Annotated in this window: 21 protein-coding genes; 14 read left to right on the forward strand and 7 right to left on the reverse strand. The window is 65.2% G+C overall.

Features of this window, described 5'->3' with window-relative positions; translation table 11 throughout:
- Window positions 1–4 precede the first annotated feature (4 nt).
- From GNX71_RS05280 to GNX71_RS05290, 3 genes are all read right to left on the reverse strand, one after another.
- Window positions 5–688: a glutathione S-transferase family protein gene (locus GNX71_RS05280; RefSeq protein WP_206177349.1), complete on the reverse strand. Its 684-nt coding sequence runs from the start codon at window positions 686–688 to the stop codon at window positions 5–7.
- A gap of 96 nt (window positions 689–784) precedes the next feature.
- Window positions 785–1,339: an MgtC/SapB family protein gene (locus GNX71_RS05285; RefSeq protein WP_206177350.1), complete on the reverse strand. Its 555-nt coding sequence runs from the start codon at window positions 1,337–1,339 to the stop codon at window positions 785–787.
- Window positions 1,340–1,430: 91 nt separating this feature from the next.
- Window positions 1,431–3,434: a lytic transglycosylase domain-containing protein gene (locus GNX71_RS05290; protein WP_241027164.1), complete on the reverse strand. Its 2,004-nt coding sequence runs from the start codon at window positions 3,432–3,434 to the stop codon at window positions 1,431–1,433.
- 36 nt (window positions 3,435–3,470) lie between these two features.
- Between GNX71_RS05290 and GNX71_RS05295 the strand changes: the two genes are divergently transcribed.
- On the forward strand, window positions 3,471–4,088 hold the full coding sequence (locus GNX71_RS05295; RefSeq protein WP_042582689.1) for a 5-formyltetrahydrofolate cyclo-ligase: 618 nt from the start codon (window positions 3,471–3,473) through the stop codon (window positions 4,086–4,088).
- Between the two features lie 90 nt (window positions 4,089–4,178).
- Here GNX71_RS05295 and GNX71_RS05300 read toward each other — a convergent pair whose 3' ends face one another.
- Window positions 4,179–5,162, reverse strand: a complete 984-nt coding sequence (locus GNX71_RS05300; protein WP_206177352.1) for a LysR substrate-binding domain-containing protein — start codon at window positions 5,160–5,162, stop codon at window positions 4,179–4,181.
- A gap of 175 nt (window positions 5,163–5,337) precedes the next feature.
- Between GNX71_RS05300 and GNX71_RS05305 the strand changes: the two genes are divergently transcribed.
- Window positions 5,338–5,658 carry a DUF2917 domain-containing protein gene (locus GNX71_RS05305; RefSeq protein ID WP_093443289.1) on the forward strand — a complete coding sequence of 107 codons (321 nt, stop codon included), beginning with the start codon at window positions 5,338–5,340 and terminating at the stop codon, window positions 5,656–5,658.
- Between the two features lie 56 nt (window positions 5,659–5,714).
- Here GNX71_RS05305 and GNX71_RS05310 read toward each other — a convergent pair whose 3' ends face one another.
- The gene (locus GNX71_RS05310; protein ID WP_206177353.1) at window positions 5,715–6,119 is read right to left on the reverse strand and encodes a BLUF domain-containing protein; all 405 of its coding nucleotides are present in this window, start codon (window positions 6,117–6,119) and stop codon (window positions 5,715–5,717) included.
- Between the two features lie 90 nt (window positions 6,120–6,209).
- Here GNX71_RS05310 and GNX71_RS05315 point away from each other — a divergent pair, with 90 nt between their 5' ends.
- Window positions 6,210–6,980, forward strand: coding sequence for a Crp/Fnr family transcriptional regulator (locus tag GNX71_RS05315; RefSeq protein ID WP_206177354.1), 771 nt, complete (start codon window positions 6,210–6,212; stop codon window positions 6,978–6,980).
- Between the two features lie 27 nt (window positions 6,981–7,007).
- On the opposite strand, the gene GNX71_RS05320 is transcribed toward GNX71_RS05315, so the two are convergent.
- Window positions 7,008–7,844 (reverse strand): DUF6279 family lipoprotein, encoded by an 837-nt coding sequence (locus GNX71_RS05320; RefSeq protein ID WP_241027165.1) that lies wholly within the window; start codon window positions 7,842–7,844, stop codon window positions 7,008–7,010.
- Window positions 7,845–7,893: 49 nt separating this feature from the next.
- Between GNX71_RS05320 and glmU the strand changes: the two genes are divergently transcribed.
- Entirely contained in the window at window positions 7,894–9,324 is a 1,431-nt protein-coding gene (gene glmU, locus GNX71_RS05325) for a bifunctional UDP-N-acetylglucosamine diphosphorylase/glucosamine-1-phosphate N-acetyltransferase GlmU (protein WP_206177355.1), read from the forward strand.
- A gap of 7 nt (window positions 9,325–9,331) precedes the next feature.
- Here the strand turns inward: glmU and GNX71_RS05330 are convergent, their stop codons facing one another.
- The gene (locus GNX71_RS05330; RefSeq protein WP_206177356.1) at window positions 9,332–9,814 is read right to left on the reverse strand and encodes an Lrp/AsnC family transcriptional regulator; all 483 of its coding nucleotides are present in this window, start codon (window positions 9,812–9,814) and stop codon (window positions 9,332–9,334) included.
- A gap of 137 nt (window positions 9,815–9,951) precedes the next feature.
- Here GNX71_RS05330 and glmS point away from each other — a divergent pair, with 137 nt between their 5' ends.
- The 10 genes from glmS (at window position 9,952) to GNX71_RS05380 (ending at window position 22,676) form a co-directional block, all read left to right on the forward strand.
- Complete coding sequence (gene glmS, locus GNX71_RS05335; protein WP_206177357.1) at window positions 9,952–11,832, forward strand: glutamine--fructose-6-phosphate transaminase (isomerizing); 1,881 nt, start codon at window positions 9,952–9,954, stop codon at window positions 11,830–11,832.
- A gap of 225 nt (window positions 11,833–12,057) precedes the next feature.
- Window positions 12,058–12,261, forward strand: coding sequence for a hypothetical protein (locus GNX71_RS05340; protein WP_206177358.1), 204 nt, complete (start codon window positions 12,058–12,060; stop codon window positions 12,259–12,261).
- A gap of 906 nt (window positions 12,262–13,167) precedes the next feature.
- Window positions 13,168–14,322 (forward strand): polysaccharide biosynthesis/export family protein, encoded by a 1,155-nt coding sequence (locus tag GNX71_RS05345; protein ID WP_206177359.1) that lies wholly within the window; start codon window positions 13,168–13,170, stop codon window positions 14,320–14,322.
- Window positions 14,323–14,329: 7 nt separating this feature from the next.
- Window positions 14,330–14,785 carry a low molecular weight protein-tyrosine-phosphatase gene (locus tag GNX71_RS05350; RefSeq protein ID WP_206177360.1) on the forward strand — a complete coding sequence of 152 codons (456 nt, stop codon included), beginning with the start codon at window positions 14,330–14,332 and terminating at the stop codon, window positions 14,783–14,785.
- Window positions 14,782–17,043, forward strand: coding sequence for a polysaccharide biosynthesis tyrosine autokinase (locus GNX71_RS05355; protein WP_206177361.1), 2,262 nt, complete (start codon window positions 14,782–14,784; stop codon window positions 17,041–17,043). The genes GNX71_RS05350 and GNX71_RS05355 overlap by 4 nt, the downstream gene beginning before the upstream one ends.
- 330 nt (window positions 17,044–17,373) lie before the next feature.
- Entirely contained in the window at window positions 17,374–18,099 is a 726-nt protein-coding gene (locus GNX71_RS05360) for a sugar transferase (protein ID WP_206177362.1), read from the forward strand.
- Window positions 18,096–19,166 carry a hypothetical protein gene (locus tag GNX71_RS05365; RefSeq protein WP_241027167.1) on the forward strand — a complete coding sequence of 357 codons (1,071 nt, stop codon included), beginning with the start codon at window positions 18,096–18,098 and terminating at the stop codon, window positions 19,164–19,166. The genes GNX71_RS05360 and GNX71_RS05365 overlap by 4 nt, the downstream gene beginning before the upstream one ends.
- Window positions 19,163–20,326 carry a polysaccharide pyruvyl transferase family protein gene (locus GNX71_RS05370; protein WP_206177363.1) on the forward strand — a complete coding sequence of 388 codons (1,164 nt, stop codon included), beginning with the start codon at window positions 19,163–19,165 and terminating at the stop codon, window positions 20,324–20,326. The genes GNX71_RS05365 and GNX71_RS05370 overlap by 4 nt, the downstream gene beginning before the upstream one ends.
- 23 nt (window positions 20,327–20,349) lie before the next feature.
- Window positions 20,350–21,414, forward strand: coding sequence for a glycosyltransferase family 4 protein (locus GNX71_RS05375; RefSeq protein WP_206177364.1), 1,065 nt, complete (start codon window positions 20,350–20,352; stop codon window positions 21,412–21,414).
- Window positions 21,411–22,676 carry a hypothetical protein gene (locus tag GNX71_RS05380; RefSeq protein ID WP_206177365.1) on the forward strand — a complete coding sequence of 422 codons (1,266 nt, stop codon included), beginning with the start codon at window positions 21,411–21,413 and terminating at the stop codon, window positions 22,674–22,676. The genes GNX71_RS05375 and GNX71_RS05380 overlap by 4 nt, the downstream gene beginning before the upstream one ends.
- Window positions 22,677–22,681 lie beyond the last annotated feature (5 nt).

Raw genomic sequence — 22,681 nt, forward strand, 5'->3', positions numbered from 1 at the left:
AGCCTTACCGCCCCGTGCGGTAGGGCTCTTCGAACTGCAGGAAGTCTTTTTCCGCCAGCGCTTCGTCGATCCAGGCCTTGATGCCCGGCAGCGCCTGCACGTGTTCGATGTAGGCCGTGATGGCCGGCGGCACCGGCAACCCGTAGGTCTTGAGGCGCGTGCCGATGGGCGCGAAGTAGGCATCGGCGATGGTGAACTCACCGAACAGCAACGGGCCGCCATGGGTGCCGAGCAGGTCGCTCCACATCTGCACGATGCGGTCGAGATCGCTGCGCACCTCGGGCTGTTCCTTGAGCAGCTTCGCGCCGACTTCGGGCAGCGACGCCTCGATGTTCATGCCGCAATGGCCGCGCAGGCCGCCGAAACCCGAATGCATCTCGGCGCAGATGCTGCGCGCACGCGCGCGGTCGGCCGCGGCCTTGGGCCACAGCTGCTTTTCGGGAAAGGTCTCGGCCAGGTATTCGGCGATGGCCAGCGTGTCCCAGACCACGAGGTCGCCGTCGACCAGCACCGGCACCTTCGCCACCGGGTTCAGCGCCGCGATGGTGTGCTTGAACTGCGACTCCGCCTCGAACGAATCGAAGCGCACCATCACTTCGTCGAAGGCAATGCCCGCCTGCTTCATGAGCACCCAGGGGCGCATGGACCACGACGAGTAGTTCTTGTTGCCGATGTAGAGCTTGCGCATCAGGGGTTCCTCCGGTTGGGTTCGGTTCAAAGCAAAGCCTTCGATGCTAGCCGCGCGTTGCGCGGCGATTGATGCCGAACGCGGCGCGAATTGATGTCAGCGGTCGCGGGGCTTGTCGTCCGGCGAGGCGATCACGCGCGGCGATCCCTGTGCGCCGTCCTTGGCGACGGTGCGCTCGAGCAGGCCCACCAGCCGCGGCACCAGCGACAGCACCGCCAGCGCCAGCAATGCGCTCAGCACCGCGGTCGCTTCACGGCCAAGCCCGCAGGCCATGCCGATGGCCGCCGTCATCCAGAGCCCCGCAGCGGTGGTGAGGCCCTGCACATGCGATTCGTCCCTGCCCTGCTTGAGGATGGTGCCGGCGCACAAGAAGCCCACGCCAGCCACCAGCCCCTGGATCACCCGGCTCATGTCGGCCGGCACGATGCCGGTCTGCTGCGGGATCAGCACGAACATCGCCGAGCCGATCGCCACCAGCATGTGCGTGCGCACGCCGGCCGCCTTGCCCTGCTGCTCGCGCTCGAAGCCGAGCACGAAGCCCAGCGCAGCCGCGAGCGTGAGGCGAAGGACGATGCGCGTGAGCTGCGCGACATCCGCCACGTCCGAGAACTCGGAGGCGATGGTGTCGAGGACCTCGTCGCGCCAGCTCATCTCAGGCCTCCCGCCGGGCCGCCCCAAGGGAGGCCTGCGCCCCCTCGGGGGGCAGCGAATACACGAAGTGATGAGCGTGGGGGCTCATTTTTCAGGGGAGGTCCTTGTTGGGCTCGGGTTCCGAGGCGTCGCGCGGGCCGATGCGGCCCAGCCGTTCCTTCAGCGACTGCGGCCGGCCGCTGATGATCGCCGCGTAGTTGGTGGTGTTGGCCAGCACCTTCTTCACGTAGTCGCGGGTTTCGGTGAAGGGCACGTTCTCGGCCCAGATCGCGGCGTCGAGCACCGGCCCGTTGCGCCAGTTGCGCGGCCGGCCCGGGCCGGCGTTGTAGGCGGCGGCAGCCAGTGCCATCGAGCCATCGAAATCGTCGAGCGCCAGCTTCAGGTAGTTGGTGCCGATGGTGATGTTGGTCTCGCGGTCGTTGATCTGGCCGGGCGTGAAGTCGGTCATGCCGATCTTGCGGGCCGTCCAGCGCGCGGTGGCGGGCATGACCTGCATCAGGCCCGAGGCGCCGACGCCCGAGCGGGCGTCCATGATGAAGCGGCTTTCCTGGCGGATCAGGCCGTAGACGTAGGCCGGGTCCAGGCCGATGTCCTGGCTCTTGCGCAGCACCGTGTCGTGGAAGGGCATCGGGAAGCGCTGCTCCACGTCGATCGCGCCCTTGGTGCGCTCGCTGGTGTTGATGCAGCGGTCCCACACCTCGCGCTGGCAGGCGAAGTCGGCCGCGGCCAGCAGGGCGCGGTCGTCCATGCCGCCCTTGTCGTGCAGGTTGGTGGCGTAGTTCCACTCGCGCGTGCCTTCGGAGCGAAGGCCGATCGCGATCGCGTAGAGGCCGCGGTTGAGCGCGAGGTTGCTGCGCGCAGCGGCTTTTTCCTCGGGCGTGAGCGGCGCTGGGCGGGTGGCGGCGACGACGCGCTGGCCCAATTCTTCGAGCGCGAGCATTTCGTAGAAGCCGCGCGTGCCGGCGATGCTAGTGTAGAGTTCGCGGGCCTGGGCGCGGCGCTCGTCGCTGCGTTCGGTGGCGAGCGCGCGGGCCTTCCAGTAGACCCAGGTGGGGTCGAGCTGGGCGGTTTCGCTCATCGCGTTGATGGCGGGCGCGACGTCCTTCCACTGGCCGGCGCGCAGCGCGGCGCGCACGCGCCAGCCGAGCATGTCGTCCGACAGGTCGCTGTTCTTGGTGACGTTGCCGAAATAGCCCACGGCCTGCGGAGAGAGCTTGTTGGCCGATGCGCGGCCGATGGCGCCCCAGAGCCAGTTGCGTTCTTCGGCCGAGAGCATCGGGCCCCATTTGCTGTCGAGCTGCGAGGCGGCCATGTCGGGATCGGCAATGGCGACCTTGATGAGCGCGAGCACCACCAGCTCCTTGCGCGACTTGGCGGCCACGAAGGCGCGGCCGGTCAGGAACTTGGCCGAGCTGGCGTTGAGCTCCTCGAAGAGCGGCAGCGCATCGGGCGCGGCGATGGTGACGGCGCCGCGCGCGGCCTGCGGGCGGTTGGCCTCGATGGCCAGGCGCGCCTTCTTCCAGGCGTCGTTGGGCGACATCAGGCGGGAGGCGACCATGCGGTCGGCGGCGGTGAGGCAGCCGTCGTCGGCTTCCTTCTGGCTGAACCAGTTGCGGCGCACCTCGTCGGCCTGGGCCTGCGTGGCGGTGCCCGAGCGCAGTGTGTCGACCAGCACCGCATAGCAGCGCACCTGCGCGTCGTCGCCCATGCGGTAGCCGGCCACGTTGGCGGCAAAGCCGTCCCAGTCGCGGCGCTGGCCGAGCAGCAGCAGCCAGTCGTTGCGCAGGCGGTCTTCCTGGTAAGTGCCGGGGTAGCGGGCGTAGAAGTCCTGCACTTCGTTGGGCGCGGCTTCCTGCAGGCGGGCCTTCAATTCCCAGTAGGCGGCCCAGGGTTCGAGCGCGTGGCCGCGGGCTTGCGGCAGGAGGGCGGTGAGGCGGGCCTTGTCGCCGCGCTGGAAGGCCTGCTTCATCTGCACCAGCACGTCGTCGTTGGTGTTGGTCTGTGCGCTGGCGGGGGGGTGAAAGAGCAGTGCGGCGGCAGTCAGGACGAGGGAAAAAGCAACGGCTGGCGTTGCGTTGCGCGGGCGGCTGCGCATGGATGCCAAAATGCTTGGGAACTGCATCGGGGGATTATGGACAAGTCAAAGGGTGCCGACACTTCGGCGACGGCGAGTTTTCTGAAGGATCAGTTGCGCAAGGCATTGATCGAACAACGCCTGGCCATGCCGGATCGGCTGACACGCGCCGACCTGCTGCAGCGCGTCATGCGCATCTGGCTGGTCGGCCGGCCCGACACCGTGATCGGCGCCTACTGGCCGATCAAGGGCGAGTTCGATCCGCTGCCCGCACTGCACCGCTGGAAGGAAGACGGCGAGCTCATGGAAGAAACCCAGCGTCGCCGCATCGGACTGCCCGTGATCGACAAGGTTCACAAGACCCTGACCTTCCATGCCTGGTACCCCGGCTGCCAGATGGAAGAAGACGCCTACGGCATTCCCAAGCCCAAGGACACCGAGCTGATCGTGCCGACCCTGCTGTTCGTGCCCTGCGTGGGCTACAGCGCGGGCGGCTACCGGCTGGGCTACGGCGGCGGCTTCTACGACCGCACGCTGGCGGCGCTGGAGCCGCGGCCGTTCACGGTGGGGCTCGGCTTCACTCACGGCTTTCTCGACGACTTCGAGCCAGAAGCCCACGACCTGCCTCTGGACGCCATCCTGAACGACAACGGCGTCGTCTGGCCGACGTCTTGAGCCCCCCGGCTTTTCACTTCGTGTAACTCCACCCCCCGAGGGGGAGGCGCGGCCCGCCTTGGGGCGGCCCGGCGGCGGCCGCATCCCCGTTCAGTCGATGTCGTCGATGGTGTCCGGATCGGGCACCTCGCCAATGGTCTCGCGCGTGGTGCCGGCCTGCAGCAGCAGCCAGTCCCAGAAGGCCTTGATCTCGGGCCGCAGCGCGTTGCGCGGGCCGGCGATGAGCCAGTAGGACATCGGTGAATCCATGCGGTGCCGCGGCAGCACCTCGACCAGGTCGCCATTGGCCAGGCTCTCGGCGATCAGCGAACTGCGCGCCAGCACCACGCCCTGGCCGGTGAGCGCCGCCTGCACCATCTGGTAGGCGTAGTTGAAATAGAGCCAGCGCTTGGGCTGCGCGCGCTCCAGGCCGTTCACTTCGAACCAGCGCCGCCACGTCAGCCATTCCAGGTGCGTGCGGTGCGCGTCGCCGGCCTCGATCAGCGTGAAACGGGTGATGTCTTCCGGCGTCTTGATCGGCGGGCTGCTCTTGATGAGCCAGGGGCTCGCCACCGGCGTCAGGTTTTCGCCGAACAGGCGCACGGCGGTCGGCGGCATGACCTCGCGCGGACCGTAGCGCAGGGCGATGTCCACGTCGGCCACTTCGAGGTCCACCGCCACGTCGCTGGCGTCGATGCGGATGTCGATCTCGGGGTTGTCGCGCTGGAAGGCCTCCAGCCGCGGAATCAGCCACATCGAGGCGAACGACGCAAAGGTGGTGAGCGACACGCTCTTGCGCCCCGCGCTCTGGCGGATCTGGCGCACCGCCATGTCGATGCGCGGCAGCGACTGCTGCACCGCGAGCAGCAGCTGCGCGCCCGCGCTGGTCAGCTCCACCGCCCGGGTGTGGCGCAGGAACAGCGACACGCCCACTTCCTCTTCCAGCGACTGGATCTGGCGGCTGACCGCCGACTGGGTCAGCGCCATCTCCTCTGCCGCGGCGCGGAAGTTCAGGTGCCGGGCGACGGCTTCGAATGCGCGCAGGTGCCCGGCGGAGATCGGGCGGGAGCGCAGGTGGGTTTGCGAATGTTGCATGAAGGGGGCTTCCGGTGGCGGGCCGGCGGTCGGGTCGATTGATGCGAAACCAGCATCAGTAGGCTACTTCGTTTTCATTGGACCCACAACGCCACAGAAACGATCATTCATTCCCGAACTGCGCCATTGACTCCGTCCTGTCAATCGCACTTCGGCAAGCCCAAGGAGTTTCATCATGTCCACCGCTGTCTGCACCACCGAATCGCTCGCTTCCCTGTCCATTCCCGCCCGTACCGCTGTCGCCGTGCCCCCGGCCGTGCGCCGCGGCGCCTGGCAGATCGCCCCCGGCGAGGCGATGAGCCTGAAGGCGCGTGCGGCCAGCGTCCTGCGCGTCAAGCAGGGCCGGGTGTGGATCACGCCCGACGCCACGCTGGCCAACCCCAGCGAAGACCTGGTGCTCGCACCGGGCGAATCGATGACGGTGGCCGCCGGCCAGCGCATCGTCATGGAAGCATGGGATGGCTACGGCGCCACCTACACATGGGATCAGGCCTGAACGGTCACAGGTTCCCATGGGCGCACAAAGGCGGCTTCGGCCGCCTTTTTCTTTTTTCAGCTGCTGATGTCGAAGCTGGGGCGCAGCGCCAGGAAGTGCTTGAGGGCGGTTTCCCCTTCCAGGGCGTGCACGCCGGCCATCAGGTCGGGGCCTTCGCTCTCGGCCAGGCCCATGCCGAAGCCGCTGTAGCGGCGGGACTCCAGCGGACCCTGGTGAACCACCCGCACATCGACGTGCCGGGGGTCCTGTTCGATACGCCGCATCAATGCTTCCACCGCATCGCGCGGGCCTTCCAGGTGCTGGCAGAAGCGCATGCCGTCGAACACCAGCAGGCCGGTGATGTTCCGCTGGGCGTTGCGCGCCCGTGCCTGGCCGACGATGGCGCCCACGGCGGTGGCCGGCAGGTCCTGAGCGAGCTCGCTGCAGTAAAAGATTTCGTAGAGCGGTTGGTCTTCTGTCATGCGTCTTGGGAGAAAAACGCTGCGGAGTCTAGAGACCGGCGACCCGCCGCGAAATGTAAAAAGACACAGACAAAACGCCTATAGTGCCGCGTGAGATTCGATGACCATCCCGTTGCGGCTTCCCCTCCCCAGGGCCTCAATCCCTGCGACGACTGCGCATTGCGCCGGCTCGAGGCTTTCCTGCCCGCATCGGCCGAAGAGCTCAAGACCATCCAGTCGTTTCGTGTCGGCGCGCGGCGCGTCGAGGCCGGCAGCTCGATCGTCGAGGAGCACCGCCCCAGCCCGCAGCTCTTCACGCTCTACGCGGGATGGGCCTTCCGCTACAAGACGCTGAGCGACGGCCGGCGGCAGATCCTGAGCTTTCTGCTGCCCGGTGACTTCATCGGCCTGCAGGACGAGTTTGCCGAAGGCCAGACACACGGCGTCGAGGCGGTGACCGACGTCACGTTGTGTGCCTTCTCGCGCGACCGCCTGTGGCCGCTCTTCCATGCCCAGCCCAAGCTCGGCTACGACATCACCTGGCTCGCAGCGCGCGAGGAAAAGATGGTGGACGACAACCTCGTCACCACCGGCCGGCGCAATGCGGGCGAGCGCGTGGCGATGCTGCTCATGCACCTGTACCGCCGCGCCGAGCGCGTGGGCATGGTGCGCGACGGCTGGGCGGAGTTTCCGTTCAACCAGCAGCACATCGCCGATGCGCTGGGGCTCTCGCTGGTGCACACCAACAAGACGCTGCGCCGGCTGCAGCGCCTGGGGCTTTACAAGCTCGATGCGGGTTGGCTCCGCATTCTGGAGCCGCATGCGCTGGAGACGCTGGGCGATTACTTCGAGCGGCCCCTGCGGCCCGTTCCCCTGATCTGAAGGCCTGGAGGCGAGCGCGCCGCGGCCTCAGCGCGCGGCCACCAACTGGCGCAGGTCGCTCTGGTAGGCCTGCAGCCGGCGCACCGCCTGTTCGCGCTGGCTGGCACTGGTGCCGTTGTGCAGGGCCGCAAGGTTGCGGCAGCCTTCTTCCAGCAGCGCCTGCTGCTGGTCGCGCCAGGGCCCGGGTGGCGGCTCGGCGATGCGCAACAGGTAGGCGTGCAGCGCCGAACGCGCCTCGGCCGGCGACGGCTTCTTGGTGGCGAATTCGCGCAGCATGACCAAGGCCTCCTGCTGGCGCTTGCGGCGCTCGGCGTCCGCGAGCTGCGGGTTGAAGACCGACTGCGCCACCTGTTGCTTGAGCAGGTCGCGCTGCTCGGCGGTCAGCCGGCCGTAGAAGTCTTCCATGCGGTCGAGGAACTGGTCGTAGCGCTTTTCCTGCACCTGCGCCGGCGTGCGGTCGAGCCAGTCCTTGCGGTATTCGTTGTTGAGCTTGGCGTACTTGCGTTCGAGCTGCTGCAACTGCGATTCGCTCAGGGACAGCGCGAGGTCGGTGGTGGCCGGCTCGGCGCGCTCGGTCACGGCGAGCAGGCGCTCGCGAATGCTGTCGGCAAAGCCGCAGGCCTGCGCCGGCGTCACCTCGCCCGGCGCCAGGCTTTGGGCCTCCTGCAGCAGGGTAATGACCTTGGGCAGCTCGTTCTGCCGGTGCCACGCCAGCAGCTGGGCGAGTTCGTCGCGCACCTTGGGCGACTGCGTGCTGTCGAAATCGAAGTAGCCGTCGAGCCACCAGTAGCTCACCTCGGGCAGGTTGTTGTAGGCCAGCCGGATCGCACTGCAAGCCCCCAGCGCGGTAACGAAAAGCAGCACGCCGATAATCCGCGCCAGTTCAGCGCAACGAATCCGGGTAAAAAAGAGCATGAATCAGACTCCGCAGCAGCAAGACATCCAGGGGCCGATCGACGTGGTGATCATGGCGGCCGGCAAAGGCACGCGCATGAAAAGCAGGCTGCCCAAAGTGTTGCATCGTTTGGGCGGCCGCGCACTGATCGCGCATGTCGCCGACACCGCCGCGCGCATCGGCGCCCGCCACGTGGTGGTCGTGACCGGCCACGGCGCGGCCGAGGTCGAGACCGCCATGGCCGGCGCCGTGGGCGGTGCCACGCCACGCTTTGCGCGCCAGGAGCCTCAACTAGGCACCGGCCACGCGGTCCAACAGGCGACACCGCTGCTGCCGGACGACGGCACGGTGGTCGTGCTCTCGGGGGACGTGCCGCTCATCGGCGAAGAAACGCTGCGGGCGCTGGTCGCGGCCAGCGCGGGCGAGCGCCTTGCGCTGCTGACCATCGAATTCGACGACCCGAGCGGTTACGGCCGCGTGATCCGCGGCGCAGCCGGCGGGGCGGTGACCGCCGTCGTCGAGCACAAGGACGCCAACGAGGCGCAGCGCGCGGTGCGCGAGATCTACAGCGGCGTGATGGCCGTGCCCGCGCGCCTGCTCAAGGGCTGGCTCGCGCGCCTGGACAACCGCAACGCGCAGAACGAGTACTACCTGACGGACGTCGTGAAGCTCGCCGCGGCCGACGGCGTGCCCGTGGTGGCGCACATCACCACCGATGCGCTGCAGGTGGCGGGCATCAACAGCCCGGTGCAGCTCGCAGCGCTCGAGCGCGCCTGGCAACTGCGCCAGGCGAATGCGCTGATGGAGCAGGGCGTGCGCCTGGCCGACCCGGCGCGTTTCGACCTGCGCGGCACGCTGGCATGCGGGGCCGATGTCGAGATCGACGTCAACTGCGTGTTCGAAGGCCGGGTGTCGCTGGGCGAAGGCGTGCGCATTGGCGCGAATTGCGTGATCGCCAACGCGCGCATCGAGGCTGGCGCGGTGATCCATCCGTTCACCCATATCGACGGCGAGAAGGCCGGCGTGACGGTGGGCGAGCGGGCGCTGATCGGCCCGTTCGCTCGCCTGCGCCCCGGCGCGCAACTCGGCACCGAGGTGCACATCGGCAATTTCGTCGAGGTGAAGAACTCGACGCTCGCGGCCGGCGCCAAGGCCAATCACCTGGCCTACCTGGGCGATGCCACGGTGGGCGAGCGGGTCAACTACGGTGCGGGCAGCATCACCGCCAACTACGACGGCGCCAACAAGCACCGCACGGTGATCGAGGCCGACGTGCACATCGGCAGCAACTGCGTGCTGGTGGCGCCGGTCACCATCGGCGCGGGCGGCACTGTCGGGGGCGGGTCGACTATCAACAAGTCGACCGAGCCCGGCGCGCTGACCGTGGCGCGCAGCAAGCCGGTGAGTTTCCCCAACTGGAAGCGACCGCAGAAAAAACCGAAGGCCTGAGAAGGTTTTAGCCGAGCGGAACCGCGGGCTCGAACTTGGCGCGCTTGAGGCTGAAGAAGGCCTTCACGTTGCGCACATTGGCGTCGGCGGTGAACAGGCGCTGAGTCAGCGCCCCGTAGTCCGGCATGTCGCGCGCCGCGACCACGAGCACGAAGTCGGGGCCGGGCGAGACGCGCCAGCACTGCTGCACCGCGTTGTCGGCGATCACGCGGGTTTCGAAGGCGTCGAGCGCGGCGGCGTCCTGCCGGTCCAGCGAAATCTCGACCACCGCCTGCAATCCGTGGCCCAGCACCGTGGCCAGCCGGTCGGGCGAGAGCAGCGCGATCTGGCGCTCGATGAGGCCTTCGTCCTTCAGCCGCTGCACGCGTCGCAGGCACGTGGGTGGGGAGATGCCCACGTCGGCGGCCAGCCGCTGGTTGGTCTGCGACGCATCGCGCTGCAGCGCATCGAGCAGCCGGAGGTCCATTGCATCGAGGGAAATTGATTCCATATATTTGGAAATTATGGAATAAAAATCCAAATCAGAGAATCGATGAAATAAAAATCCGAAATTGAAGAAATTTCGAGAGCATATTTTCTTGAAGCCTTTCTACCATCAGGCCTCCTCTCATCCAAAGGCAACTCACCATGTGCGGCATCGTCGGGGCAGCGTCCCATCGCAACATCGTTCCGGTCCTCGTCCAGGGCCTCCAGCGGCTCGAGTACCGCGGCTATGACTCCTGCGGCGTCGCGGTGCATGCGGGCGGCCTCACACGGGCGCGCACCACCTCGCGCGTGGCGGACCTCGTCACGCAGGTGCGCGAGGACAAGGTCGAGGGCCTGACCGGCATCGCCCACACGCGCTGGGCCACGCATGGCGCGCCGGTGGTGCACAACGCGCATCCGCACTTCAGCCACGGTCCCGGCGCCGACGCGCAGGGCGCGCGCGCCGGCCGCATCGCGCTGGTGCACAACGGCATCATCGAAAACCACGAACCGCTGCGCGCCGCGCTCGAGGCCAAGGGCTACGTGTTCGAGAGCCAGACCGACACCGAGGTCATCGCCCACCTGGTCGACAGCCTCTACGACGGCGACCTGTTCGAGGCCGTGAAGGCCGCGGTGCTGCAACTGCACGGCGCCTACGCCATCGCGGTGATCTGCCGCGACGAGCCGCAGCGCGTGGTCGGCGCGCGCGCCGGCTCGCCGCTGATCCTGGGCGCGGGCAAGGAAGGCGGCGAGAACTTCCTCGCGAGCGATGCCATGGCACTGGCGGGCGTGACCGACCAGATCATCTATCTCGAAGAAGGCGACGTGGTCGACGTGCAGCCGGGCAAGTACTGGATCGTCGACAAGAACCACAAGCCGGTGACCCGGCAGGTGCGCACCGTGCAGGCCCACAGCGGCGCGGCCGAGCTCGGCCCGTACCGCCACTACATGCAGAAGGAAATCTTCGAGCAGCCGCGCGCCATCGGCGACACGCTCGAAGGCGTGGCGGGCATCGTGCCCGAGCTGTTCGACGGCATCGGGCAGGACGGCGCCACGGGCGCGAGCGCGCACCGCGTCTTCAAGGACATCGACAAGATCCTGATCCTCGCCTGCGGCACCAGCTACTACAGCGGCTGCACCGCCAAGTACTGGCTCGAAAGCATCGCGAAGATCTCCACGCAGGTCGAGATCGCGAGCGAATACCGCTATCGCGACTCGGTGCCCGACCCGAAGACGCTGGTGGTCACCATCAGCCAGTCGGGCGAGACGGCCGACACGCTCGCCGCGCTCAAGCACGCCCGCTCGCTCGGCATGGAGCAGACGCTGACGATCTGCAATGTCGCCACCAGCGCGATGGTGCGCGAGTGCAAGCTGGCGTACATCACGCGTGCGGGTGTCGAGATCGGCGTGGCGTCGACCAAGGCCTTCACCACGCAGCTGGCGGGCCTCTTCCTGCTGACGCTGGCCATCGCGCAGACCAAGGGGCATCTGAGCGAAGCCGACGAGGCGCGCTACCTGAAGGAAATGCGCCACCTGCCGGTCGCGCTGCAGTCGGTGCTCGCGCTGGAGCCGCAGATCATCGGCTGGGCCGAGGACTTCGCGCGCAAGGACAACGCGCTGTTCCTCGGTCGCGGGCTGCACTACCCGATCGCACTCGAAGGCGCGCTCAAGCTCAAGGAAGTGACCTACATCCACGCCGAGGCGTATGCGGCCGGCGAACTCAAGCACGGCCCGCTCGCACTGGTCACGAGCGAGATGCCGGTGGTCGCGGTCGCGCCGAACGACGCGCTGCTCGAGAAGCTCAAGAGCAACCTGCAGGAAGTGCGCGCGCGCGGCGGTGTTCTCTATGTGCTGGCCGATGGCGACACGAAGATCAAGAGCGGCGAAGGGCTGCATGTGATCCGCATGCCGGAGCACTACGGACAACTGTCGCCGCTGCTGCATGTGGTGCCGCTGCAGTTGCTGGCGTATCACACGGCATGCGCGCGCGGGACCGATGTGGACAAGCCGCGGAATCTGGCGAAGAGCGTGACGGTGGAGTGAGGCCGTCGAGGGCGGCCGAATCGTTCGGGTCGCCGGGTCGAAAAGAGGTGGGAAAGTGCACGGTCAGCCGGTGCACAGGTTCAGGGCAAATACTCTCCATCCAACGTCCGGGGACCTGCATATCCTCGGCTTTTCTTAAGCTATCCTCTCGCACCCGACACGCGTAGCGATTTTTTACACACCCAAGGGGCTGACGCGTGCCCGAGCGAAGGGGGAGAGACAGAGATGCGCTTGATCTTCATCGAACTGCTGATAGCCCTGGTGCTGCTGCCATTGAGCGGCCTCTTCTGGTGGTGGGCCTTCGGCATGGGTGGCTGGGCGCTCGTCGGCTTTCTCGTTCTTGTCGGCATCACCCTGTTCCTGGTACTGCGCGGCGTTCGCGCCACCAAGGACAAGCTGGGCCAGCCCGGCGACGACCAGGAGCAGTAAGTCTCCTTTCGGCCCACCGGCCCGCATCGATCATTGGCCTCCTCGCGGAGGCCTTTTTCATTTAATGGCCGTCCCGCGCCCGCAGGACCGAATTTCCCGATAACTCTTATCGTGGAAATCGTATATCCATATTCGGCCTGAATTCTTTTTTCTCATCCATTCTGCCAATTGAATGATTAGGCCGGATTTGCATGACCGGGATGCGAAAGATCCATGGCATCTGGATGACTTAAATTGAAAAACAATGCAAAAGTTTTAGCCGAAGAATGAATATGAAATTATTCATTTAACTTTGTGAACAATAGTTGCACGATCTTGGTGCCGCTCGCGCCTGTGGCGAGCCGAATTCCAAGTAAATCGAAAAACCTACAGCCATCTGAATCGGGGCGCGGATCACCGTTGCGGTGCCTGTTTGCGGGCAGCCGCATGCCCGGTTGAAGGGCATCGCCGTCGTTCTTCACTCGGGCAATCCTCCTACACTGCACGAAAACACAAACGCTTACAAAAGGCCGTGCAATATCAAAAACCCTCGAAAATCCGATTCCGTGGCACATACGCCACGATCTCCCCGCTGGGCGGGGTAATTAATAAGTCGCCATTTCAATCGCAAAAATGGCGTTCCGGAATGCTGTTCCAGTGCGCGTTTTCCCAATGAAAACAGTGTTCCAGAGAGTGCGATGGGAGATACCCATGCATTGCACAGGGTTGCACCACGAATAGACACGTTTCTTTCGCCTGTGCGACCAAAAAATAGGTCTTCGGGCGCGGCGACAATTCAGTTTTCGACCCGTGCACCGATAAATCACGGATTCGCTTTGCGGTGCACCGCGATCAAAAGGTCCGTCCGACCCGAGCGGGCTCGACCTTTGCATATGCACCGCAGTTGAAAGAAAAACCAGTTTTGCAATGGAGATCAATTTGACACGCTACGTGTACCTGATGGGGTGGAGCGCTGCCCTGGCCGGCGCGATGTTGCTCCAGGGCTGTGCGCCGGGCTTCGGCAACATGGCGGCTTCCGAGCCCGACCTCGGCCCGGCACCGGCCCTGTCCGCCGACGGCTCGCCCGAAGGCGCGCTCACGCCGATTTCGCCGGCGCTCATCCGGGCGATGGCCGATGCCCAGTCGACCGCGGTGCCGGCCGACGTGAAGGCGCTGTTCGGCGAGGCCGCCGCGTACACCATCGGGCCGGGCGACGTCGTGGGCGTGATCGTCTACGACCACCCGGAGCTGCTGCCGAACGCCGGCGCCGTCATCACCCAGCAGGTCGACCCGACCGGCATCAGCGTGGCGCCGGGCTTCATCGTCGGCGCCAACGGGGAGATCAGCTTTCCGTACATCGGCCGCGTCAAGATGCAGGGCCTCACCGAGATCGAGGCCTCCGACCTCATCGCCAAGCGCATCGCGCGCTACATCAAGGAGCCGCAGGTCACGGTGCGCATCCAGTCCTTCAGAAGCCGCCGCGCTTTCGTCGAAGGCGAGGTGCGCACGCCGGGGCTGCAGATCTTCACCGACGTGCCGATGACGCTGGCCGAAGCGCTCAACCGCGCCGGCGGCATCACCGCCAACGGCGACCGCTCGTTCGTCACGCTCACGCGCGGCGACCGCACCACGCTCATCGACCTCACCCGCCTGCAGGACCTGGGCAGCGGCGCCGGCAGCATTCCGCTGCAGAACGGCGACGTGGTGCTGGTGCGCAACCGCGACGAGAACAAGGTGGTGGTGATGGGCGAGGTGCTGCGCCCCTCGGCGCTGCTCATGCACAACGGGCGCCTGAGCCTGAACGAGGCGCTCGGCGAAGCCGGCAGCGCGAGCCTGGGCACCGCGAACACGGGGCAGATCTACGTCGTGCGCAACACCGCCAAGGGCACGCCGGCCGTGTTCCACCTGAACGCGAAGAACCCCGCCGCGCTCGCGCTGGCCGACCGCTTTCCGCTGCAGCCGCGCGACGTCGTCTACATCGACTCGGTGCCGCTCGTGAGCTGGAACCGCGTGGCCAGCCTGATCCTGCCGGCCGCCCAGGTGCTGGACATCGGCGACCGCGTCTACATGAACCACCGGTGAGGCTGCGATGAAATCCGTGCTCACAGTCTGCATCGGCAACATCTGCCGCAGCCCGATGGCCGAAGGCCTGCTCGCGGCCGGCCTGCCCGACCTGCGCGTGGTGTCCGCGGGCACCGGCGCGCTCATCGGCCAGCCGGCCGACGCCACCGCGCAGAAGCTCATGCAGGCGCGCGGCATCGACATCTCGGGCCACGTCGCGCAGCAGGTGAGCCAGCTCCTGTGCCGCCAGGCCGACCTGATCCTGGTGATGGACCTCGCGCAGCGCCGGCACCTCGAATCGGCCTACCCCTTCGTGCGCGGCAAGGTGTTCCGCATTGCCGACACCCTCGCGCAGGACGTGCCCGACCCCTACCGGCGAGGCGAAGCCGCATTCGTCGATGCGCTGGCCCTCATCGAGGCCGGTGCCCGCTCGTGGATCGAGCGCGTCCTGAAGATCACAAAACCCGAGCATCAACCCACATGAATGCATCCCCGCAAGCCGCCCCACCGATGCAAGCGCCGGAAGACGAAGGCGAAGGCATCAACCCCGCGGAGTACTGGGACATCCTGGTCGACAACCGCTGGCTCGTCGCGATCGTGGTGGCCGTTTTCCTGTTCCTCGGCACGGCCTACGCACTGCTGGGCAAGCCCGTCTACGAAGCCAACCTCGCGGTGCAGGTGGAAGACTCGGGCAACTCCGCCGGCAGCTTTCTCGGCGATGCGGCCTCGTCGCTGCTGAGCGTGAAGACGCCGGCCGCGGGCGAGATCGAAATCCTCCGTTCGCGCGCCATCCTCGGCAAGGCCGTGGAAAACACCCGGCTCTACATCAGCGCACGGCCGCGCTATGCGCCCTTCGTGGGCAGCTACCTGTCGCGCCGCGCCACCGATCTCTCGGAGCCGGGCTTCATGGGGCTCTCGGGCTACGTCACCGGCACCGAGAAGATCCTCGTGCCGCGCTTCGACGTGCCGCCCGACTTCGAAGACAAGCCCTTCACGCTCACCGTCGGCACCAACGGCCAGTACGAGCTGAGCAACCCCGACATCGACACGCCGATGAAAGGCACCGTCGGCACCTTGCTCTCGGCGAACATCCCGAACGTGGTGAACGGCAGCGTGAGCCTGATGGTCACCAGCATCAGCGGCAAGCCGGGCGCGCAGTTCCAGCTCGTGCGCTCGTCGACGCAGCAGACGCTGCTCGCGCTGCAGGACGCGCTCAAGGTCGTCGAGAAGGGCAAGCAGTCGGGCGTGCTCGATGTGAGCTGGAAGAGCGCCGACCCCGAGAAGCTCACGCAGCTGCTCAACGAGATCGGCACCCTCTATGTGCGCCAGAACATGGAGCGCAAGGCCGCCGAGGCCGAGAAGACGCTGGGCTTCCTCGATACGGCGCTGCCGCAGTTCAAGAAGCAGCTGGAGCAGTCCGAAGACATCTACAACCGCTACCGCAACCAGAACGGCACGGTGAGCCTGGACGACGAAGCCAAGAACGCGCTCACGCAGACCGTCGACCTGCAGTCCAAGCTGCTCGAGGCGGAACAGAAGCGGCGCGAGCTCGCGGCCCGCTTCACCGACGAGCACCCCGCGGTGCAGACGCTCGACACCCAGGTCGTGGCATGGAAGGCGGCGCTGGCCAGCATCGACGCGCGCATCCGCAAGATGCCCGAGCTGCAGCAGAACACCGTGCGCATGCAGCGCGACATCAAGGTCAACACCGACCTCTACGTGTCGCTGCTCAACAGCTCGCTGCAGATGCGGCTGGCCAAGGAAGGCAAGGTCGGCAACGTGCGCCTGCTCGACGAGGCCATCGTTCCCGAAGAAGCGGTGTGGCCCAAGCGCCCGCTGGTCATTGCGCTCGCGCTCATCCTCGGGCTCGCCGCGGGCGTGGCGGCCGCGGTGGCGCGCAGCTCGTTCTTCGGCGGCATCCGCAACCCGGGCGAGATCGAGGCGCACACCGGGCTCAACGTCTACAGCAGCATTCCGCTGAGTGCCGCCCAGCGCACGATCGACCGGAACATCGAGAACAAGGTGGCCGGCGTGCATGTGCTCGCGCACCTGCAGCCCGAGGACCCGGCGGTCGAGAGCCTGCGCAGCCTGCGCACCGCGCTGCAGTTCGCTATGCTGGAGGCGACCAACAACCGCCTGCTCATTTCCGGTGCAACGCCCGGCGTAGGCAAAACGTTTATTTCGGTCAATTTCGCGGCCATTACCGCGGCCGCCGGCAAAAGAGTTCTTTTGATTGATGCGGATCTGCGAAAAGGCCGTGTCAATCAATTCCTGTCGATTCCCCGGTCTTCGGGATTGTCGGAATTGATAGCAGGAACACTCAGCTACGAAAAGGCCGTGCGCCCTTCGGTGCTGCCGAACCTGGACATCATCACCACCGGCGTGCTGCCGCCCAATCCGGCCGAATTGCTGATGAGCGAATCCTTTGTCCAGGTGCTGGACAAGCTGTCGCCCGGTTATGACCTCGTGATCATCGACACGGCGCCCGTTCTTGTGGCCGCGGATACCGCTTCGGTGGCACCGCTGGCAAGCACCTTCCTCCTGGTCGCGCGGGCCGAAAAGACCCAGCTCGGCGAATTGAATGAAAGCGTCCGGCGCCTCGCGCATGCAGGCCGTTCGGTAAATGGCGTAATTCTGAATGCTATTGACCTATCGCGCCGCCATGCGGGCAGTGGGGGCTATAAGTACGGCGCTTACAAGCATTTACAATACACATACAAAGCCAACAGGGATTCCACCTAGACCGTGAAAAATTGGAGTTAAATTCATCTCGGTGCGCTTGACATTCAGACTGGCGCATTGAGTCCATACTCAATTTGTATTCAGTCAAACCTATGTAGTACCAATGAACAATCATTCATTCTTACTACGTCTTTCGAGTCCGTTGACCGCGCAATAGTTTTTGCACTGCAGAAGCTACGAGGCATTGTGCGGGCCGTGTCGGCCAAAAAAATCAAGGGCCATAACCGAAGAGATGCGAGCGTTTTTGCCCGCATGTGGAAAGGTGCGTCGCCAAATGAAATACCTTCCGAAAGAAATCCTTTCGTGTTTCACCTCTGGATGGAGAAAACCATGAGAAACCTCCGCCCCCAAGAATCGCTGGCCCCGCAAGGCTGGGACAATTCGGAACACCAGCACAGCGAATCGCCGTACGACATCGGGCAGAACCGGGTGCGTCATCCGGCCGTGCTTCGAATCGGAAAAAGATCCGTGGACATTGCCGCCGCGCTTTTCTTCTTCATTGCCTTCGGCTGGGTGTTCGTATTGATCGGCCTGTGCGTGATGATCAGCTCCGGTGCGCCCGTTTTCTATTCGCAGCCGCGCTATGGAAAAGACGGTCGGGTATTCCGCTTCTGGAAATTCCGCTCGATGACGGCCAATTCGGCGCAAGTGCTCGAGGAGCATCTGAAAAACAATCCCGAGGCGCGCCGGCAATGGGACGAATACCAGAAACTGGAAAACGACCCGCGAATCACGCCTTTCGGCAAATTCATCCGCAAGACCAGCCTGGACGAGCTGCCGCAGTTCTGGAACGTGCTCATGGGCGAGATGAGCCTCATCGGCCCACGCCCCTGCATGCTCGACCAGAAGGCGCTGTACGGACACGACTGGGTCCATTACTGCGCCGTGCGCCCGGGCATCACCGGTCTCTGGCAAGTGAGTGGCCGCAATCAGCTGACCTATAACGCGCGCGTCGCATTGGACGTGAGGTATGTCGAGACGCTTTCGGTCGCGAAGGACGTCGACATTTTCGTGAGAACGATATGGGTGGTCGCGGTCGGTCACGGGTCGCGGTGAGCCACGCCATCCCGCAGGGATATCCAATAACAAGAGCAAAAAGGAATTCGGGGCGCGTCAACCCCTATGCGATTGCCGGGATTTCGATCGTGTTCATCTACACGGTCATCTACGTCTATTTTCGGGATTCGCTTCCCGATAAATGGAGCGTCGATTCGGCAAAGATCATCGAGATCCTGAATTACGGCGGCGCGGGCGGCGACCTGGACAATTCGTTCGCGGTCACCGCGGCATTGTTCGGCCTCATCGGCGTGGACAACCTGGATGTCTTTACCTGCAGCGTGAGCGCCTTGTTTCTGCTGTTCGCGACCCACGATATCCGTCGGGCCGGGGATTTCTTTGCAAGATTGCTCCTGATTGCGCCGTGCATCATGCTCAACATGTTTGCGCCGTCGAAGGAAACGGTGGTGCTCATCATGACGATGTTCATTACCGTGTCGGCGATCTATTTCCGGACTTCGAAGAAATACACCTTCATCTCGTTTCTTTTCCTTTACGCGGTCTATGGAATATTCGTCCGGCAATATTATTTGCTGATCGTTGGCGTGTTCTTCATTGTCTATTGGATCTGGCGGCGACCGCTCAAATACCATGTGCTGGCGGCCATTGTGGCGGCCGGCGCAATTCTGGCGGCGCCATCCAGCGTGTTGCAGACATTGCAATCGCCAAGAGATACGTCGAACGCCTATGCGGAGCAAATCGGAAGCGACAACCGGACGGCTTTTACCAATATCGCATCGCCAGCCACCGGCCCCGGATTTTTGGTCAATTACGTGTACGCCGGAACGGTATTGATCACGCCTGTTCTGTATTTTCAGACACCAAGCGATTTCTTCATGCAATTGATGATCGGCGTCATGCTGATCATTCTTTATCGGGCGAGAAAAAAAGCCCGGCGCGGGCATGACCGCTTCGAAACCAGATTTTTCGCCAGCCTTTTCATTGCCCACATATTGGTGCAATTGATATTCGAACCCGATCTCGGCAGCTTCACCCGGCATTTGACCTCGGTGCTGCTCTACCTCATTGCCATCAAGGTGGCCGAGAGAAAGCCATTCCTCAGATGAAAAAAATCCTGATTTGCGCCGTGCCATTCAGCGACAACCTCGGCGACGGGGTCATTGCCGCGTCGCTGGCGCACATTGCCGGCCTCAAATACCCGGACGCCAAGGTCGAATTCCTCGACATCGCCGGACGGCACGGATTCGACGAACAGAACCTGCGCGGCGGCGGTGCGTTCGGCGTCTTCCAGAGGCTGCCGGCGCTGCTGCGCTCGGCCATCGTGTTCGCGTATTGCCTCAAGAACTACTTCCAGCGCTGGCGCCCGCACTGGAAGGCGGCTGTGAGCGACGCCGACCTGGTCATCGTCGGCGGCGGCCAGCTCTTCTGCGATGTGGCGCTGAATTTCCCGGCCAAGCTTTTCCTCTTGAGCCGCCTCTTGCGCGGCAAGCGGGTGGCGGTGGTGTCGGTCGGTGTCACGGCCAAATGGTCGTACTGGGGCAAGGTGCTCGTGGGCAAGTTCTTCAAGAATGCCGCGCCCGTCTTCTTCGCCACCCGCGATGCCGAGTCGGCGAAGAACCTGCACGACATCTTCCGCATTCCCCGGCCCGACATCCGCGTGGTGCCCGACCCGGCGCTGGTCTGCGAGAGCGCGTTTTCCGGCGAACTCTCGCCCGAGAAGAAATGGGACGTGGGCATCTGCGTGAGCAGCCTCGATGCGCTGGTCATGAACTCGGAGTACGGCGAATCCAACGCCATCGGCTCGGCCGATTTCTTCGCGAACCTGGCCGAGGCGCTGCAGAAGGAGGGCGCGCGCGTTCTCTACTTCACGAACGGCGCGGCCGAGGACAACCGCGTGATGGCCGAGATCTCGTCGCGCCCGGTCAGTGCGAGTGCGAGCACGGCGGAAACCACCTTTCTCGTGCCCAAGCGCCCCGATGACCTCGTCGCGCTCATCAGCGCCTGTTCGTGCATCGCGGCGCACCGGCTGCACGCGAACATCGTGGCCTACAGCCTGAACATTCCCTCGGTGGGGATGAACTGGGACAAGAAGGTCGAATCGTTCTTCCGCCTCACCGGCCGCACGCAGTACCTGTTCGACCTGTCGCCGCGCCCGGACCAGCTCAAGGCCTCGGTGCTGCAACTGCTGAACGAGAAGAACCCGGGCCGCGAACGGCTCGACGTGCTGCAGGGCGAAGTCATCGCCGGCACGCACGCGCTCATCTGACGGACCGCGGAGCACCTCGCATCATGAAAGTACTGCACGTTGCCGAGACGCTCAAGGGCGGGCTGGAGACCTACCTGCGCATCGTCGCGAGCCACCAGACCGCTTCGCCCGACATCAGCCAGGTGAAGTTCGTGCTGCCGGGACAGGTCGACTGGCTCGGTGCCGAGAACACCCACGTCGTGCCGACGGCGCGCAAGGCCTCGGCGCTGCTCGGGTACGCGAAGAGCGTGCGCAGGATCATCGAGACGGAACGCCCGGCCATTCTTCACCTGCACAGCTCGATCGCCGGCGGCGTCGTGCGCGCCATGGCCCTCGCCGGGCAGGTGCCGCCCGGCGTGAAGATCGTCTACTGCTCGCACGGATGGGCCTTCGACCAGACCGGCCCCGCGTACAAGAACGTGGCCTACCGCTGGATCGAGCGGCTGCTCTCCTGGCGCAGCGACGCGATCATCTGCATCAGCAAGCACGAGATCCAGATTGCCGAGAAGTTCGGCATCCGGCGCTGCCAATGCATTCCGAACGGCATCGACCGCATCGAGCCGGTGCAGCAGGGCGCGCCGGCGAGCGCCGTCGAGCCGCGCAAGGTGCTCTTCGTCGGCCGGCTGGACAAGCAGAAAGGCATCGACGCCCTGCTCGATGCTTACGCAAGGGTGCAGCCGAACTTCAAGCTCATCGTGGTCGGCGATTCCGTGCGCAAGGACCTCACGCTCGCGCAGCCCGCGCACGTCGAGTTCAAAGGCTGGCTCGAGAAAGACGCGCTCGATGCCGTCTACCGTTCGTGCGACGCCACCATCGTCCCGTCGCGGTGGGAAGGCTTCGGCCTTGTCGCGGTGGAAGCGATGGCGCGCAGCAAGCCCGTGTTCGCCTCGGCCGTCGGCGGGCTCGTCGACATCGTGGAACACGGCCGGAGCGGCCGGCTCTTTTCCCTCGACCAGATGGACCAGGCGCTGCGCGACATCGATGGCCTCTCCGACGCGGCCCTGCAGCAGATGGGGCAGGCCGGGCGGCAGATCTTCGAAGAGAAGTTCACCTCGCAGCGCATGAACACCGCCATCGTCAACCTGTACAAGGAGTCGGTTCTCCGATGAAGATTTTTTCCTGCCGCGTGGGGCGCTTCCTGCAGGTCCTCGCGTTGCTGAGCGTGTGGATGTTCGCGGGCCATCCCGCGCAAGCCCGGGGCGTGAGCGGCATCGGCACCGACTACCCGGTGGCGCTGAGCGTGCAGATCGACCCCGCCACCATCACCGACGCCGACCTGAACGAAATCCGCGCGGCCGGCTTCGAGTTCGTGCGCTTCGGCGTGCGTCCGCCGCTCAAGAGCGTGAACCCCAGCCTCATCGACTACCCGCGCCTCATCAAGCGCGTGCGCAACGCGAAGCTCGAGGCGATCGTGACGCTGTTCGGCGGCAACGCGATCTGGGGAACAAAGCCCGAAGACCTGCGTGCCGGTGCCCGCAAGGAAAGCCTGTTCTCCGACTTCGCGGTCGGCTTCATGAAGGCGCACACCGACGACGTGGCCGTGTGGGAGGTCTGGAACGAGCCCGACCACAAGACCTTTCTGAACCCCGCGCTGCTGTCGGACTTCGAGGCCGCATCGTCGCAGCTATGTGCTGACATGGCCAAACAGAAGGTGCAGCCGAACATCGTCGTCGGCTTCGGTTTCGCGAACCTGCCCTTCGCGGGCGGCAAGGTGCCCCCGCAGCTGGAGAACGCCTTCGTCGCGGCCGCGAAATCCGATTGCCTGACCGACATCTCCATCCACCCGTACCGCCCGGTGCCCGAGACGGCCTTTGCCGACTACGAGAAGCTGCGCGCGCAGCTCGACCGGCGGCAACTGCAGAAGACCGGCATCGCCGTCTCCGAATGGGGCTACGCCTCTTACCTGCCGGTGCGCAGCCAAAGCACGCAGGCCTCGCTGGTCCTTCGCGAGTACCTGATCACCGCGGCGGCAGGCATCAAGCTGCTGAACCTCTACGCATGGCGCGACCGTGGCCGCTCGTCGTTCTCCAAGGAAGACAACTTCGGGATCATGTCGAACGCGGGCGAGAAGAAGGAGGCCTTCTCCGCGCTCACCGAATTCCTCAAGATCGCCAGGCACTCGAAGAAGGTTTCGTACGACGACGCGAAGGGCGTGAGCCGGCTGGTCCTGAAGCGTGACGACGCATTGCTGCACGTGCTGTGGACACCCGGTTCGGAAAAGGACGTGACCGTCCCCGTCGCCGAAGGCAAGAAATGCACGCGCGTCGACTTCTTCCCGCAGATGCGCCGCGGCAGCTGCGGGCCGCGCACGGACGGCGGGTTCTCCGCGAAGGCCTCGGCCTATCCCGTGCTGCTGTCCATCTCGGACTAGATGCG

Source organism: Variovorax sp. RKNM96, assembly GCF_017161115.1.
In the GTDB taxonomy this organism is placed as follows: domain Bacteria; phylum Pseudomonadota; class Gammaproteobacteria; order Burkholderiales; family Burkholderiaceae_C; genus Variovorax.